The organism is Methanoculleus frigidifontis, assembly GCF_030464345.1.
Classification (GTDB): Archaea; Halobacteriota; Methanomicrobia; order Methanomicrobiales; family Methanoculleaceae; genus Methanoculleus_A; species Methanoculleus_A frigidifontis.
In genome coordinates, this window is record NZ_VCYH01000004.1 from 195,924 (window position 1) to 212,517 (window position 16,594).

Annotated in this window: 14 protein-coding genes; 8 read left to right on the top strand and 6 right to left on the bottom strand. The window is 61.4% G+C overall.

Translation table 11 applies throughout. The features are described from left to right. The first annotated feature begins 50 nt into the window (after positions 1-50). From FGU65_RS07520 to FGU65_RS07530, 3 genes are all read left to right on the top strand, one after another. Positions 51-899 (top strand): alpha/beta fold hydrolase, encoded by an 849-nt coding sequence (locus tag FGU65_RS07520; RefSeq protein ID WP_301663819.1) that lies wholly within the window; start codon positions 51-53, stop codon positions 897-899. A 567-nt stretch (positions 900-1,466) separates the two neighbouring features. After that, a complete protein-coding gene (locus FGU65_RS07525) occupies positions 1,467-1,778 on the top strand; it encodes a J domain-containing protein (RefSeq protein ID WP_301663820.1) in 312 nt (103 codons plus the stop codon). Further along, the gene (locus FGU65_RS07530; protein ID WP_301663821.1) at positions 1,775-2,311 is read left to right on the top strand and encodes an MFS transporter; all 537 of its coding nucleotides are present in this window, start codon (positions 1,775-1,777) and stop codon (positions 2,309-2,311) included. The genes FGU65_RS07525 and FGU65_RS07530 overlap by 4 nt, the downstream gene beginning before the upstream one ends. Positions 2,312-2,699: 388 nt before the next feature. Here FGU65_RS07530 and FGU65_RS07535 read toward each other — a convergent pair whose 3' ends face one another. Next, complete coding sequence (locus FGU65_RS07535; protein ID WP_301663822.1) at positions 2,700-6,575, bottom strand: GLUG motif-containing protein; 3,876 nt, start codon at positions 6,573-6,575, stop codon at positions 2,700-2,702. A gap of 1,325 nt (positions 6,576-7,900) precedes the next feature. Between FGU65_RS07535 and modA the strand changes: the two genes are divergently transcribed. The 5 genes from modA (at position 7,901) to FGU65_RS07560 (ending at position 12,142) form a co-directional block, all read left to right on the top strand. Further along, positions 7,901-8,716: a molybdate ABC transporter substrate-binding protein gene (gene modA, locus FGU65_RS07540; RefSeq protein ID WP_301663823.1), complete on the top strand. Its 816-nt coding sequence runs from the start codon at positions 7,901-7,903 to the stop codon at positions 8,714-8,716. 63 nt (positions 8,717-8,779) lie between these two features. Further along, positions 8,780-9,592 (top strand): ABC transporter permease, encoded by an 813-nt coding sequence (locus tag FGU65_RS07545; protein WP_301663824.1) that lies wholly within the window; start codon positions 8,780-8,782, stop codon positions 9,590-9,592. 9 nt (positions 9,593-9,601) lie between these two features. After that, positions 9,602-10,654, top strand: coding sequence for an ATP-binding cassette domain-containing protein (locus FGU65_RS07550; RefSeq protein WP_301663825.1), 1,053 nt, complete (start codon positions 9,602-9,604; stop codon positions 10,652-10,654). Between the two features lie 53 nt (positions 10,655-10,707). Further along, entirely contained in the window at positions 10,708-11,232 is a 525-nt protein-coding gene (locus FGU65_RS07555; protein WP_301663826.1) for a RimK/LysX family protein, read from the top strand. Positions 11,233-11,302: 70 nt separating this feature from the next. Further along, positions 11,303-12,142 carry an EFR1 family ferrodoxin gene (locus FGU65_RS07560; protein WP_301663827.1) on the top strand — a complete coding sequence of 280 codons (840 nt, stop codon included), beginning with the start codon at positions 11,303-11,305 and terminating at the stop codon, positions 12,140-12,142. A gap of 67 nt (positions 12,143-12,209) precedes the next feature. On the opposite strand, the gene FGU65_RS07565 is transcribed toward FGU65_RS07560, so the two are convergent. From FGU65_RS07565 to FGU65_RS07585, 5 genes are all read right to left on the bottom strand, one after another. Continuing rightward, positions 12,210-12,671 (bottom strand): hypothetical protein, encoded by a 462-nt coding sequence (locus tag FGU65_RS07565; protein WP_301663828.1) that lies wholly within the window; start codon positions 12,669-12,671, stop codon positions 12,210-12,212. A 1-nt stretch (position 12,672) separates the two neighbouring features. Then, positions 12,673-12,870, bottom strand: coding sequence for a rubredoxin (locus FGU65_RS07570; RefSeq protein ID WP_437344441.1), 198 nt, complete (start codon positions 12,868-12,870; stop codon positions 12,673-12,675). 55 nt (positions 12,871-12,925) lie between these two features. Then, positions 12,926-14,524: an ATP-binding protein gene (locus tag FGU65_RS07575; RefSeq protein ID WP_301663829.1), complete on the bottom strand. Its 1,599-nt coding sequence runs from the start codon at positions 14,522-14,524 to the stop codon at positions 12,926-12,928. Between the two features lie 116 nt (positions 14,525-14,640). Beyond that, on the bottom strand, positions 14,641-16,086 hold the full coding sequence (locus FGU65_RS07580) for an MFS transporter (RefSeq protein WP_301663830.1): 1,446 nt from the start codon (positions 16,084-16,086) through the stop codon (positions 14,641-14,643). A gap of 113 nt (positions 16,087-16,199) precedes the next feature. Further along, the gene (locus FGU65_RS07585; protein ID WP_301663831.1) at positions 16,200-16,562 is read right to left on the bottom strand and encodes a DUF5518 domain-containing protein; all 363 of its coding nucleotides are present in this window, start codon (positions 16,560-16,562) and stop codon (positions 16,200-16,202) included. Between the last annotated feature and the right edge of the window lie 32 nt (positions 16,563-16,594).

Consider the following 16,594-nt stretch of genomic DNA (forward strand, 5'->3'; position numbering starts at 1 on the left):
TGACAACTCTTTTCAGGCCGGCAAAGAAAAACAGACACGGAGAACACTCGATGAAGAAAATAACGATTCTGGCAGCAGCGTTCATGCTGGCACTCTGCCTCATCATCTCCTGCGGGTGCACCGCAGCGCCTGCAGCGCCTCCTGTGACGCCGGATACCGCACTTCCAACCCTCTCGTATGCGGACACGCCGGTGCAGTATGCCGACGTAAACGGCGTCACGCTCGGATACCGCGAATTCGGGACCGGAAATACGGAACCGCTCCTGATGCTCATGGGCTTTTCCGGGACGATGGATACGTGGAACACCACGTTCCTCGGCATCCTTGCAGAGAACTACCACGTCTACATCTATGATCACCGCGGCATGGGTGAGAGCACCGACGGCGAAGCGCAGTTCACGGTTGCCGACCTTGCGGACGATGCGGCAGGTCTGATAACCACGCTCGGCTACGACAGCATGCACATCTACGGCGTCTCGATGGGCTCGACCGTCTCGCAGCAGCTCCTGATCGATCACCCGGAGAAGGTGCGAAAGGCCGTCCTCTCCTCCGCCACCTATAGCACTGCGACCCCGGAGACCGGGAAACTGCACGATCTCCTCCAGGCGAGTGCGGACGACCCGGCCGGGCAGACCGGGGTGCGGAAAGAGGCCGTCGCAAACCTTGCATGGGAAGGGAGCTACGACGATCTCCCGGGTATCACAAGCGACGTCATGCTGATCACCGGGACCGCCGACGACCTGACCCCGGAGTCGGTCGCAGTCGAGATGGCAGGCCGGATCGACGGGTCCTGGCTTGTCCGGTTCAAAGGCATCCCCCACGCGGGTTCGAGCTACGCTCCCGTCGAGTACGGAACGATCGTGACGACGTTCCTGAAGATGGACGAATCTCCCGCATAACCTTTTTTTGGCAGAGGCTGTACGCCGGCGGGGACTGAAGAGTTGCTCTTTTTCAAGAAGGAGTCCTGGCGTGCAGTTCGCTCTGCGATCTGTTCCGGTGCCCCGGGGTGGGGACTGCCGCCCCCACGCCCCGCCAACGCGAGCGGCGGTCACAAAGCACCGGAAACGCTCGGAAGGACGCCCAGGTTCCGGCCACAAGAGTCAGGGCTATAGTCTGCCACGACCACCGGGAGGAGAAAATCTCGCCCGGCCACGCCGCCCGAAAAAGAAGAAACCTCCTCTCCACTCCCGGCGAGACAGTCCACCGCGGTTCGGATCATATCGGCCGCCGACCCATCGCGGATCTGCCGGAGCCACCCCGGGCGTCGGCGGGCTGCCCGGTTCCCGGGCACCAGCAGATCGGTGCTGGTCATTGCGCAGAGGAATGCGAGAGATCCTCTTCGCCGCCAGTTCCTCGCGGCTGTACTGCCCGCTGCCGAACCAGAGCGGCACCGTCCCGTTCCGTATCCCCGTGCCCGGCGGCGTGGTTAACAATCCTTATCGCGCCCGTGGGTACATACACACTGGATGGCTGCGATAACCGCTGGACAGGTGAGGGAGGCGGCAGACGTGCTCGGCATCCGTGACCGGGCCAGCCTGAACGAGATCCGTGCCCGCTATCACGAGCAGATCAAAGAATGGCACCCCGACATCTCGCGGAAGGATCCGGCAGAGTCCCATGAGATGACCCTGCGCCTGCAGGAATCGTACAGTCTTCTGGTCGAGTACTGCATGAACTGTCCCGTTTCATTCCGGATGGAGGACCTGGCAGCGGATCTGGAGCAGAGCCCCGCCGATTACTGGATGGAACGGTTCGGCGACGATCCGATCTGGCGGTGACGGATCGCCCCTCCGCACTGTCGAAAGATATCGGTGTCACGGGCTGCGCCGCCTCTGTAGCAGGGAGCTCGGGGCGCTCTTCCTCGCTCATCGGCATCTTGTACGGGAGAATCGCCTGCAGGCTCCACCGGCATGCCATCCTCGCCATCGCCTTCGTCTGCTTCGGGGTCGGCCTGTGCGGTCTCGGGTTTGCGACGTCGCTTCTCACCGTCGGGCTCGCAGTGATCTTCGTCGGTGTCGGCGAAGGCATTCTGATGCCGACCATTCTGAACTGGATCGCCGCGATCACGCCGAAACAGTATCTCGGCAGGGCATCGGGCGGGTTCTCGGTGGCCTTAAACCTCGGCCAGTTCGCGTCCGCTCTTGCCATCGTGCCGGTCGTCGCCGTCGCTATGACCTATAGCAATCTCTTCCTCGCGTTCGGATCGGCGGCGTTTGTTCTCGCCCTGCCGTTCCTTCTCGCGGTGGTGGCGGAGAAGTACACCCTCACGCAGGTCGTCGAAGGGATCTGTCAGGATACGGGCTTGCGGTAGCCCCGGGTGAAGGATACCTCCCGCTCCCCGTGCCGCCATCGCGGGGCATGCGGAGATGCACCCTCCACCGGCCTCGAACAAAGGCCGGATTGCCCCTCTTTTTCGATTTTAACGACGGTTCCGGATCGCGATCTCCGGCATAATGATTCGGCGAAGAATATCGCCCCAATTGCCGAAAAACGGCAGTATCGCAGGGTAATAGCGGCGATATGCGGCCAAGTAATTTTGAGACGATATCTGGTATGGGTCGCCCCGGGATCGGCCGTCTGATGGCTTCTGTGAGGGTCGATTTCCCGGAGGATTGGGCCGGAATTAAGGGCATTTAAAGGTTACTTGACCGAAATGGCTGCCCGGGCAGCAGTCCCAAAAAGATCGCCGGAAAAAGAGGTTATTGATGCTTCTTCTCCATGAAGAAGAAGGCTGCTCCCGCGACGATCAGGATCGCGACGATTGCGACGATGATGTACAGGAACGGGAGTGCTTCGGGCGTCGGCGTCACCGGCGCTGCGGGGGTCGTCGCGGCCCCTGTCGGAACGGCCGTCGTGATCTCCGTCGGGGTGGCCGTCGGCAGGGTGCCGGTCGTGTAGACGACCGCGAACGTACTGAAGTGCGTGACGGTGGCGGTCAGCGTTCTGGTAGCCGTGTTGACCCTGGTCGTGACGTTCTCCCAGATGCCGGTTGTTGTATTGTACCACGTGATCGTCGGCACCTCTCCGCCGGCGGTCACCCGGTTCCAGTCATCCTCGGTGAGCGTGACGGAGAGGCTGATGCCCGGGTCGAAGGTGGCGCCCGCGGGACTGCACTCATAGACGTAGCCCGAGATGCTGAAGAGGGCACCTGCCGAAGCGGGCGGCACCCCGCCGGCATCTTCAATCCGCTGGAGGGCGATGCTGCCGAGGGCGCTGCCGTCCGCGTCGAGAGCCCGCACGCCTGCGTTCAGGGTGAGTTTGCCGGTGTCGTCACCCGTAACGACGGCGATCGAACGGGTCACGATACCGCTGTCGCTGACCGTCAGCGCGCCGCTTCCGTGATAGGTGGTGACGCTGCGGCTGCTGCCGCCACTGCCACCGCTCCTGCCGCCGCCCGGGGCGGTGACGACGACCGGGCTCGGGGCGGTCACCGTGCTGAACCCGTAGGCGTTGCTGGCGTTCAGGGTAACCGTGTAGCTCCCTGCGGCGGTGTAGGTGTGGGTCGCGTTCCGGTCGGTCGAGGTTGTGCCGTCGCCGAAGGTCCATGCCCAGGCGGTGACGATGCCGGTGGAGGTGTCGGTGAACTGCACCGCAAGAGGAGCGTTGCCTTCGCCGGGGGCGTGGGTGAAGCCCGCCACCGGCGGCGAAGGCACGAGGGCGAAGGAGACCGGCGTCGTGGCGTTCCGCGAGACCGTCACCGACTCGTTCACGGCGGGCTCGTAGCCGTCCAGCACCACGGTGACGTTATAGGTTCCGGTGTCGAGATCGCTCAGGGTCGCGTTCGTGACCGAGGCGTTCAGGACGCCGTCGAGATAGATCCCCGCCCCCGCGGGCGTCGAGTTCACCTGAAGCGTGCCGGTGAAGTGGACGAGAGTCAGTGCCACGACCTCTGTCTCACCGGCGGTCAGGACGACCTCCCGGCCGGCGGGTTCGCACTCTGCATGGACGACCGTGACGTTGTACTCGCCTTCCGGCAGACCGAAGACCGTTGCGTTGGTCGTCCTCCCGGTGGCAACGCCGTTGAAGGAAACGTTCGCGCCTGCCGGAACCGAGGTTACGGTAATCGTGCCGGTGCCAAACGACTGCCACTGGAAGATCGGATACTGGACTTTGTAGGGAGATACCCGCCAGATCTTTGCGGGATCTGCATCGGTGCTGATGATACTCGTAGACCAGTGCAGGCCGGGATCGCCGGTGAGGAAGGCAATGTCCCTGAATTTGGTGGGATCGGAGACATAGGTGCCGGCAGAACAATCGCCGCCGTTATAGTGCCGGTAACAGTTGGTGATGGTGCCACGGTTATGCCCAACAAGACCCCCGGCATACTGATTGGTGGCAGTGGCACTCCCGATTGCATAGCAGCTTGTGATGGTGCCAAACTCGTTCTGCCCAACAAGACCCCCGGCATACTGATTGGTGGCAGTGGCACTCCCGGTTGCATAGCACCCCGTGATGGGGCCCAACTCGTTAAAACCAACAAGACCGCCGGCCCCCCTAATCCCGGCAGTGGCAGTCCCGGTTGCATAACAGTTGGTGATGGTGCCCACACCGTTCCGACCAACAAGACCGCCGGCCTCCGTCATCCCGGCAGCGGCAGTCCCGGTTGCATAGCACCCCGTGATGGTGCCCACACCGTTCTTACCAACAAGACCGCCGGCACTAAAACCGACGGCAGCGGCACTCCCGGTTGCATAGCAGCTCGTGATGGTGCCCTGGTTCAGACCAACAAGACCGCCGGCATCAGAACTCCCGGCAGTGGCATTTCCGGTTGCAGAACAGTTGGTGATGGTGCCATAGTTTGCACTGGCAAGGACACCTACATATCTCCGTCCGGATACACCGGCGTCCCCGGCCGCGATTTGAAGATTCCGGATCTCCGCACCTGAACCGTGAAAGCCGAGAAAGCCAAAGAAGCCGACACCATCAACACCGCTCTTATCCATCACAAAATCGCTGATGGTATGCCCCTGGCCGTCGAAAGTGCCGGTGAATTGGGTACTCCCATTCCCGATCGTCTCCGTCGGGCTCCCGGCAGAAAGGGAGATGTTATTGGTCACGATGAAATGGTTGTCCCAGTGTGCGGAATCGGTGGAAAGATAGATGACGTCATCCCGGGTGCTGATCCGGTAGGGATCGCCTGCTGTGCCAGTGCCGCCGCTGTACAGCGGAACCATGGTAAATGCAACGGTTTCCGTTCCGCCCGCCGCAAGGGTTACCACCGAAAAGGCCGGTGAGAAGGTGTTGTCTTCATCTTCAACCGTGACGTTGTACTCGCCTTCCGGCAGACCGGAGACCGTTGCGTTGGTCGTCCTCCCGGTGGCAACGCCGTTGAAGGAAACGTTCGCGCCTGCCGGAACCGAGGTTACGGTAATCGTGCCGGTGCCGAAAGACTGCCACTGGAAGATTGGATACTGGCCTTTGTAGGGAGATACCCGCCAGATCTTTGCGGGATCTGCATCGGTGCTGATGCTATCAGCAGACCAGTGCAGGCCGTCACCGGGTGTCGTGCCGGTGAGGAACGCGATGTCCCTGAATTTGGTGCGATCGGACACATAGGTGCCGGCAGAACAATCGCCGCCGTTATAGTGCCGGTAACCGTTCGTAATGGTGCCAGAGTTGTAACCAACAAGACCGCCGGCACAATGCGTGGCAGTAGTGGCACTCCCGGTTGCATAGCAGTTCGTGATGGTGCCCCCATGGTTCACACCAACAAGGCCGCCGGCAGAAGTATCGGCAGTGACACTCCCGGTTGCATAGCAGCTCGTGATGGTGCCATCATAGTTGTAACCAACAAGACCGCCGGCATGAACAGCGCCGGCAGCGGCACTCCCGGTTGCATAGCAGTTTGTTATGGTGCCATATTTGGTGCGACCAACAAGACCGCCGGCATCACAATCGGCAGTGGCACTCCCGGTTGCAGAACAGTTTGTTATGGTGCCATGTTCGGTGTAACCAACAAGACCGCCGGCATACCTATCACCAGCAGTGGCATTCCCGGTTGCAGAACAGTTTGTTATGGTGCCATGTTCGGTGTAACCAACAAGACCGCCGGCATGGTATCCCCCGGCAGTGGCACTCCCGGTTGCAGAACAGCTCGTGATGGTACCATCATAGTTGTAACCAACAAGGACACCTACAAGATTGAATCCAGATACGCCGGCGTCCCCGGCCGCAATTTGGAGATTCCGGATCTTCGCACCCGAACCAAGCAAGCCAAAGAAGCCGACACGATCAACACCGCTCTTATCCATCACAAAATCGCTGATGGTATGTCCCTGGCCGTCGAAAGTGCCGGTGAATCCGGTGCTGCCATTCCCGATCGTCTCCGTCGGGCTTCCGGCAGCGAGGGAGATGTGATTGGTCATAATGAACTGTTTGCTCCAGTTTGCAGCATCGGTGGAGAGAGCGATGACGTCATCCCGGGTGCCGATCTGGTAGGGATCGCCCGCTGTGCCGGTGCCGCCGCTGTACGCAGCGGCCGGCAGCACCAGGCACATGCCAAACAGGAGCGCTCCAAGAAGAAGAAGCCGAAAGGGCGATATATTGGTGCAGATACAGCCAGAGGTGTACCGCATGGAGAACAAATGGGGATCTGCAGACATAAATGCGTATTTTTGCGCATGCCGATATAAGAATTTGTATTTCTCAACCGGGCAATCGGCGAATCCCCCGCAAAATAAGAGATTTCTCTCATTCACCTCCCCCAAAAGGCCCGTATGCCGGCGATTCCCGGAAGGGCAGTTGCACCCGGGGGAAGAGGCAGGAACCCCGCCGGGCGTTGCCAGATCGCCCGGTTCCCGGGCACCGGCAGATCGGTGCCGGTCATCGCGCAGAGGAACGCAAGGCCCAGCTCTTCGCGGCTGTACTCCTCGCTGCCGAACCGGATCGCCCGGGGATCCCCGGCCGGTCGAGCCGGGAGGCGTGCCCGGCCCGGTGCGTGCGCTCGTGGAAGTAGGCCGCGTGGCAGGCCTCGGCCGGAGACGATTTGCAACGGTTGCAAACAGGGTTGCAAAGGGGGTTGCAATAGTGGTTGCAAAGAGATCGCGGACCGCGTTCCTCGACGATACAAAGATAATTCAGGATAATAAGATATTCCAAAAGAGATCGATCACAACGATCCAAGATCGTTTGCAACAATTTCCGGATCACACAGTTCGCCCGTTCCGGCTCCACCGGAAGAGTACCCCGATCGCGTGCACGAACCCGCGATTGTGTGTGTTTTCGGATCGATTGCAAACAAGAAAATCGAAAACTCCGATTCGGCTGCGAATTGGAAATTACTCAGCACAACAGAGATTTCGCAGGCAAAAAGTGTTTGCAACCATGTTTGCAACCCCCTTTGCAACTCCAGGTACAACCGTGTTGCAGCCGGTGTCCGGTCGCCGGCTCCGGGGTGCGGAGACCCGCCCTCCCATCGCCCCTGAAAGAAGGGAGAATTGCCGCTCTTTTCCGATTTTAACGAAGGTTCAGGATCGCGATCTTCAGCAAACGGATTCACCGAAGCATATGCCCCCGATTTCAGAACGACGCCAGAAACGCAGGGCCATATCGGCGATATGCGGCAGGGTAATTTTGAGACGATGTTTTGTATGGCCCGCCCCGCGATCGTCCGTCTGAGGGCTCCTGTGAGGGTCGTTTTCTCGAAGTAGAGGGTCGGAATTCCCGATATTTAATGTTTGCTTGACGAAACGGCAGAACCGGCGCTACGGGCACACGCTCAGCAGCAGCCACGCCCTCCGGTACCCAGGTTTACTTAACTCGAACAACACCACGAATAGCTGGCGAGAGACGTTAATAATAATTAATTTACAACACCAATTTGTTAAATTGAAATCTCAAACTTAATATGCGCCGTCGACGAACTGAAAGAGTACAATCGATATCATACGACGTGATGCACATGCAACGACAGAACATTCTTGCCATCCTCACACTCGTCCTCGCCGGCTGTATCCTCTTCACCGGCTGCACCGGGACGCAGTCCACGACCGTTACCGAACCCGCCGACGAAACCCTCTTCGTTTACTCCGGCGCCGGGCTGAAAGCCCCGATGCAGGAGATCGGAACCGTCTTCGGTGAAAAATACGGCGTTACCGTCGAGTACACCTACGCAGGCTCCGGAGCGCTCATCACCCAGATGGAACTTGCGCAGAAAGGCGACGTCTTCATTCCCGGCGGCACGCCCGACTACGCCATCGCAGTGAACAAAGGTCTCGTCAGCGACGACCCGCAGTACGTCGCCTACCACGTTCCCGTGATCGCCGTGGCGAAGGGCAACCCGAAGAAGATCACCTGCGTCGAGGACTTCACGAAGTCCGGCGTCAAGGTCGCGCTCGGGGGCATCAATGAGACCGCCATCGGCAAGGCGGGAGACAAGCTCTTCAAGAAGCACGGCATCGCCGACGCAGTCGAGGAGAACGTCGTCCTCCGCGCACCCACCATCAACGAACTCATCGTGGCAATGAACATGGGCACCGCCGACGCCACGCTCATCACCATCGATAAGATGAACGTCCAGACGATGGAGGCCATAGAGCTCCCGCTGGAGGACAACATGGCGCTGATCGTCCCCATCGGCACGACCACCTTCACGAAGAAGGCGGATCTTGCCGGGCAGTACATTGACTTCGTCGCCTCGGACGAAGGAAAAGCGATATTCGCCAGACACGGTTTCCCCACCTACCCCGACCCGACGTACGCAGGGATCATGCCATGAGCGGCAGGGATCGCCATCGCCGCACGGTTACCGAGCAGAACGGCATGCAGCAGGGCTAAACGCATGGGCAGATTACACCGGAGATTCTCCGGCACAACCATCTTTTCGGCGACGTTCCTTGCGATCTCGGCCGCCCTGTTCATTTTTATGGTCGCCGTCATCGCCGGACTCGTCCTCTATCCGTCTCTGCCGGAGCTCATCGCAAGCCTCACCTCTCAGGAGATCATCTTTGCCGTCCAGCTCTCGCTGATCACCTCGGCGGTCTCCACTGCGCTCTGCGTCGTCGTGGCAGTCCCGGTCGCCTATGCGATGACCAGGTTCTCCTTCCCCGGCAAATCGCTCGCCAACGTCATCGTGAACCTGCCCCTCTCCCTCCCGCCGCTCGTGGCGGGTGTCGCCCTGCTGATCTTCTTCGGCCCGTCCCTCGTCGGCACGGTGCTGCGGGCGTCGGGCATCGATATCGTGTATACCGTCACCGCGATAATCGTGGCGCAGTTCTTCGTGAACGTCCCCTACATGATCCGGGTCACCCGCTCCGCCTTCGAGATGATCAATCCCCGCTACGAATACGTTGCCCGGACGCTCGGGTGTACCGAGTGGGCCGCATTCCGGCAGGTCACCCTCCCCCTTGCATCGCAGGGGCTGATTGCAGGGCTGGTCATCACCTGGTCGAAGTCCATCGGGGAGTTCGGGGCGGTGCTCCTCCTTGCGGGCGCGACGGTGATGAAGACCGAGACCCTGCCGATCGCCGTCTACCTGAACATCTCCACCGGCGAACTGAACGAGGCCATCGCCGCTTCGGTCATCCTCATCGGGATCGCCCTCGTCTCGCTCCTGGTCTTCGAGCGCTACGGCGACGGGAAGCGGATAGTCTAGGAGGAACCAATGCTGCAGATCACAGGCCTTGCCAAGACGCTCGGCAGTTTCTCGCTCAAGGGCGTGAACCTCTCCATCGAGGACGGCGAGTATTTCATCGTCCTCGGGCCTACCGGTGCCGGAAAGACCATTCTCCTCGAGACGATCGCAGGGATCCACACGCCCGATACGGGGAGTATCAGCATGAACGGGATTGAGATCTCCCGGATGGATCCGAAGGAGCGGGGAGTGGGGATGGTCTACCAGGACTACATGCTCTTCCCGCACCTGACGGTCGGGGAGAACATCGGATTCGGCCTCAAGCAGCGGAGTATCGATCCGGCGGCAGTCCGGGAGCAGGTCCGGGACGTCGCTGAGATGCTCGGCATCGGACACCTGCTGGAGCGCTCCCCGGAAACGCTCTCCGGCGGCGAACAGCAGCGGGCGGCGATCGCCCGCGCCCTCATCATCAAACCCCGGATCCTCCTCCTCGACGAACCACTCTCGGCCCTCGACGTCACCACCCGGGAGCGGCTGCGCCGGGAACTCGCGACGATCCACCGGATGATGAAGACCACCATCATCCACATCACCCACCACTTCGAGGACCTCTTCGCCCTCGCAGACCGGGTGGCGATCATGCAGGACGGCACGGTCGTCCAGGTAGGGACGCCGGAGGAGATCTTCCAGACACCCGCCACCGAGTTCGTCGCCTCGTTCACCGGCATGGAGAACGTCTTCCATGGCAGGGCGCGGATCAGGGACGGGGAGGCACGGATTGAACTCGGCCCGATCAGCCTCCGGACCGTCGCCGAGATCGAGGGCGATGTCTACGTCGGCATCAGGCCCGAAGAGGTGATCGTCTCTCGCGAGCCGTTCGAGTCAAGCGCCGTCAACACCTTCCAGGGCAGCGTGACGGAGATCCGGCAGAACGGGATGTTCTCGCGGATCGTGGTCGATGCCGGAGGCGTTCCGTTCGTCTGCGCCCTGACGCGGCAGAGCATCAGACGACTCGGGCTTGCGGAGGGAGAGGCGGTCTACCTCACCTTCAAAGCGTCGGCGGTGCATGCCTTCCCCCGGTAGGGGAAGGGGGCGCCGCCCGGTGGATTTATGGCATCGCCCGGCCGAGGAGCGGCATGGCGGACGGCGATGAGATCCGAAAACAACTCGCTTTTCTTGCGGCAGAGACCGATCTCCCCGCCCGATTCGGCATCCCCACCGATGCGTTCCTCCCACTCTTCTTCTCGCTGCGGTTCGGGGGCGACTGGAGTTATAGGGCGGAGTCGATCGCCACCGTCTCGGTCGTGAAGAAGACAACCGTCTACGACGGGGAGAGGGGGCTCGGCCACACCCGGGAAGAGATAAATCTCCTGGTCAACCCGGTGCTGCGACGCCGCGATGGGACGGTACACCGGCTCGAGAAGTGCGGCGAAGAGCCGGAACGGCTGCTGGTGCAACGCCCCTACCGGGTGGCGGTCAGTGCCGAGCGGATCATCCGGATGACGGTTCACCCGCTCGAAAAAGAGATCAGAACCGAAGAACTCGACGCCGGGGAGATAATCTTTGAGGGGCAGGCCGCCTACGGCATCGACCACGAACTGGAGCACCTCTCGGAAGCGAAGATATCCGGAGAGAACCTCTGGGAGTTCCGGTTTGTGTAACGAGCCGTGGATTCCGAGCCCAACCGTTATATCCAGGAGAGTATGAGTTCTCACGAAGCGGGGCGGACGGATGGAGACGGTGCTGTACTTCTTCTCAGGAACGGGCAATACCCTGGCGCTGGCAAAGTACGTGCAGGAGAAGACGGCGGCAACAATGCTGCCGATCGCAGCAATGCGGGATGCGGATGCAGTCGCGGTGCAGAGCGAGGCCATCGGGATAGTAACCCCCGTGTACTACGGCGACCTGCCGAATATCGTGAAGGATTTTCTCCGGAAACTCCGGAATATCGAGGAGAGGTATATTTTCCTCGTCGTCAACTACGGCGGAGGGACAGGGACGTCGGTTGCGACCGCAAAGAAGCTCGTACGGGAGAACGGCGGCAGGGTTTCGGCAGTTTACAGCATCCATATGCCGCAGAACTCCTTCGCAAAATCTGCAGAAACACCGACCGGCCTGTACGCGGCGGCCGAGCGTGTGCTCTCCGATATCCGGCAGACTGTACTGCAGCAGAAGGAGGGGACCTTTTCGACGAACAGATATGCAGATGCATTGCAGGGCATCCTGTACGCGATCCTGAAGCCCATGTACCGAAAGCACCTGCTGCGCCTCTCATCGCTCGATGCGGATGCTTCCATCGAGGCTGCGATCGCTGCGGCGGACAGGACGTTCTCGGTGAACGAAAGCTGTACCGGCTGCGGGATATGCGCACGGGTATGCCCGGTCGACAATATCGACCTCGCAAGCGGCAGACCCGGGTGGCTGCACCACTGCGAGAACTGCCTGGCCTGCTACACCTGGTGCCCGGAGAAGGCGATCCGCGGCCCTCTCGTGGAGGAGAACTATTACTACCGGCACCCGGGTGTAAGGCTGCAGGATCTGGCAGGGCAGAAGATGGGCAGCATTCCATAAAGAGGAGCGTCGGAACGCCGCGCCGCCGGCTCACATCCCGCGGGAGGGGACATGAAAGAACCCTTTGCTAGTCTCTCCGCATCTCCCGGGTGCTCTCCACCGTGAAGTTCTCTGCGCCCACGCCGCTCCGCACAGCAATCCGGCTCATATGCACCTCCACACCGTCTGCGTTCACGACGGTGATCGCAATCTCAACAGCGTCGCCGGGCCCACGCTCCACGGTGAATTCGATGGGACCGCTCCGAACGACGCCCTCATAGACGGCCTGCACCTCGGACGTCACCGTATTGCCGTTCCGGGTAATATCATACGTCACGAAGTAGGTCGCCGGCTGCGACGTATCCGGGATGAAACGAAAGACCACCCGGTCGTCGTATCCCACCGACTCGGAGCGGAACTCGGGCGTCGGCGCAGGCGGCGGCTGCACCTGGGGCACGGTGCAGCCGGAGGCGGCAAGGAGCAGCATGAGCAGCAGGGAAACGACCAGCCCGATCGTCACGCCCGCTGCCGGGCGACTGCCGGCCGTCATCTCATTTCGGCGCTTTCTTCACAAATTTATTCTTGCCAACACCGCACCGCGGACATTTCCAGGCCTCGGGCAGGTCCTCGAACGCGGTCCCCGGTGCGATCCCGCCGTCCCGGTCGCCGTACTGCGGGTCGTAGACGTAGCCGCACTTGGAGCATTTCCACCGGTCCATACTTCCGGTTTCCGATCGCATCTCATCCATGACACGGAGTGTGCCGTATTCCCAGATAAAGGATCGGGTCGGCCTGCTCCTCCCGCTATACGGACGAGAGCGGCAGATCCCTCCCGGAGATGCCGTCCAGGTAGAGGCGGCGCTCGCCGTCCTCGGCGGCAAGGACAACCTCATAAACCGGGTAATAGACCGTCCTCCACCCCGCGATCTCTAGGGTCGGTTCGATGGCTTTGAGAAGAGAACGCAGGTCCGACTCCCGGATCTTCTGCGGACGGGGCGAACCGCGGAGCGGTTCGGTCTTCACCTGCAGGCTCTGCCGGAGCGACTGCAGCCGTGGGATCTCGTGCAGCAGAAGCGGCATGAAGACCGTCGCCTTCCCGGCGGTCTTCACCTCGGTGACGAGCTTGCGCTTTTCGAGATCTTTCACCGCCCTCTTCACCGTCTCCGGCGCTTCGCGGGTATCCGCCTCGATCTCGGGGAGCGTCGATCCTCCGGGCGGCAGCCGGGCGATGATCTTCACCGCCGTCTCATCGAGCCCGAAGAGCTCCGAGAAGCCCGGCTTCATCTTCATCCCGCGGTTCACGTCCACCAGGCGGCCGGCGACCAGGTCGAGAACGAACGACGCCGTCTTCGTCGTCTTGCGCAGAAGGCCGCCGATGTACTTCACCTCGACCTGAGCCAGCGGCCAGTAGACGGCGTCCGCGGCGACGATCCGCTCCTCCGGATCCAGAAACGGAAACTTTCGCCGCCGCCTGGATTTCGCGATGTCGATCGCCTCCTCCCGGATCAGGACCGGTACGATCGCCTCGTCCACCCCTTCGTCGGCCGGTGTGGGGCGCGGGGCGGGGGGCTGCGGAGGTTGTGGCGGTGGGTGCGCCCGGGGCGTGCGGGGCGTACTCTGCCGTGCCGGCTTTCCGGGCGCGAGCTTCGGCGTCAGCCCCCGGTGTTCGGTCTCTCTCCGGCCGAACCGCATCTTCACCTTCTCCCGCGCAAGACTGCCCATCACGAAGAACTCGCCCGGTTCGAGGGCGGAGAGCTCTTCGACCTCCTTGCGCGATCCGAAGAAGACGCCGACCGCCTTGAGGTCGTTTTCAATGGAGAGTTTCCCGATGATCTGGCTGTTGCACTGGGAGAGGACGTTCTTGACCACAAGTGACGGGCGCTGCGTGGCGACGAGGATCCCGAGCCCGCGTTTCCGGCCGCGGCGCGAGATCTCCTCGATCTTCTTGATCGACTCACCCGACTGCGGGATGAACTTGTCCGCCTCCTCTACAATGAGCAGATAGGGTTTCCGGAGCTCCGATTCGAGGTCGTAGAGCACGGTCGTCAGCTCCGTAACCTTCTCCTGCATCTGCGTCTCGGAGACGTCGTAGATGACCGGTGTGCCGGATTTGATGGCGTTTCGCATCAGCTCCGCAAGATCGACCCGCTCGATGTCGACGTCGCAGTCGTCGCCGGAACCGACCCAGCAGAGTTCGAACCGGTCTTTCAGCGAGAAGTACTCACCCTCCGTATCGATGAGGCAGAACCCGATACGGGCCTTGCAGAGCTGTTCGCAGAGGACCGCAATGCTCCAGCTCTTGCCGGCGCCGGACTGTGCGATGATGCAGGTGCGTCCCGTCACCAGCTCCTGGGCGTCGACCACAAGGTCGCGGTCTCCGGTCTTTCCGATCGCGAGTTCCATTCCGTACCGATCACACAACATCCAGAGGTTTAATCATTCCTATTCGGAATTCCGAAACCAGGACTGTTGTTCGGGATTTTTCCGGCAGATCAATCCTGAAGAAGGCGTCGCCGTCTTCACCGGGCTTCTATCTCTTCGTCCGTCCGGTTCCGCTGCAGAGAGAGAAAGATCCCGAGAACGGTGAGGATGAAGAAGACGGCGAAACTCACCTGCACGCTCACCAGAAACTCCGGGAAGATATCGGGGTTCACCGTCGTCGCACCCATGATCACGGCGAAGATCACCATGACTGTGCCCATGCTCACCATCATCCCGAGCGACCGCATGGCCGCAACCATCGCGGATGCGCTCCCGTAGAGGTGGGGCTCCACGCTGCTCATAATGGCATTGGTATTCGGGGAGGAGAAGAGGCCGAGGCCGATACCGACGACCAGGAGCAGGGCGGCGATCACCGCAACCGGTGTCGCCGGGGTGAGGAACGTGAAGCCCAGGAGACCGACGGCGGAGACGGTAAGGCCGGCAGAGGCGACGTAGCCCGGCAGTATCCGATCCGAGAGGCGGCCGGCGACGGGGGCGACGAAGACCTGCACGACCGGCTGGATCAGGAGGAGGGTGCCTGCCGCTGCCGGCTCAAGCCCCCGGATGTACTGGAGGTAGAGCGAAAGAAGGAAAGCCACTGCAAAGGTAGCGCTGTAGTTAATCAGTGCAGCTGCGTTGGAGAACGCGAATACCCGGTTTTTTTCGAGCGTTGTCACCGGGAGGAGCGGGGACGGCTGCCGCTTTTCGGTGAGATAGAAGGCGATGCCGAGGACGAGCGACACGGCGAGGAGCAGCATCCCCATGGGCGTGGTGGCCTGGGTAAGCCCGATGAAGAAGCAGAAGAGGAAGACCGACGAGAGGAGCAGACCGGGGACGTCGAAGCGGTCCTGGTGCCGCTCGTTTAAGAAGGCAGGGAACTTTCCGCCGTAGAGCAGCACCGGTACCGCCAGCGCGGCGGTGACGAAGAAGATGCTCCGCCACCCAAAGAACTGGGTGAGAAGACCGCCGAGAAACGGCCCGAGGGAGAGCCCCGCATAGACTGCGGTGACGTTGATCCCGATGGCGTATCCCCGCTCACCGGGCGGATAGAGGTGGGTGATGAGCGCCACGCTGTTTGCATAGATCAGTGCACCCCCGATCCCCTGCAGAAACCGGAAGACGAGAAGCATCTCTATCGACGCGGTGAAGACCGTCAGCAGGGAGCCTGCCATGTACACGAAGGTTCCGAGGATGAATATCCGGATCCGTCCCCGGGAGTCGCCGAGCCGGCCCGCAGGGAGGAGAAAGATGACCGAAGCAAGGAGGTACGCACTGGAGACCCATGCAAGAGTGGTGGCGTCGACGGAGAACTCAGAACCGATTGCCGGAAGGGCAAGGTTGATTGCGGAACCGGTGAACGGGTTTAAAAACGTGGCGACGGTGACGAGAGCCAGAATAACGCTGCGCGAATATGATGGTGCTCTGCTCTGATCCGTACGCCTTCTCCTCCTGATAGCAACAATCCCATGCCGCAGGGGATCCATCCTGCGGGTATCCCAATCAGATATGCCCTTCGCCGGTATAAAAGGGGGGGGGACGAACAGACGGCTGGCTGCCGCACGAAAACACCGGATGCACGGAATGGAGCAGAACTCCTCTACCGGCTGCCGACCCTCCATTCTTTCAGGGCTCCGCCGATCGCGCCGCCGACGGCACCGAGGACACCGAAGTAGAGAGCCAGCGCAAAGAGAACCACGGCGATACCAAGGCCGATCAGGAATCCGAGCGCCCCGAGGAAGGCGGCACCCCCGACGACAGCAAGTATCGAGAGGACGGCCGCGACGATGAGCCCGTCCAGAAGCCCGGCGACGGCGCCCCGCACGGCTCCCGGAGGGCCGAGATACCCGGCGATGATCCCTCCGAGAATCGGGCCTCCAACCGGGAAAAACGGACTGACAAAGAGCATGAAGAAGAGCCCGACCAGGGCGGAGCGCCAGTATAAACCGGATATGGGTGCCATGAAACCGCGTCTCCAGGAAAAGAAAGGGAATG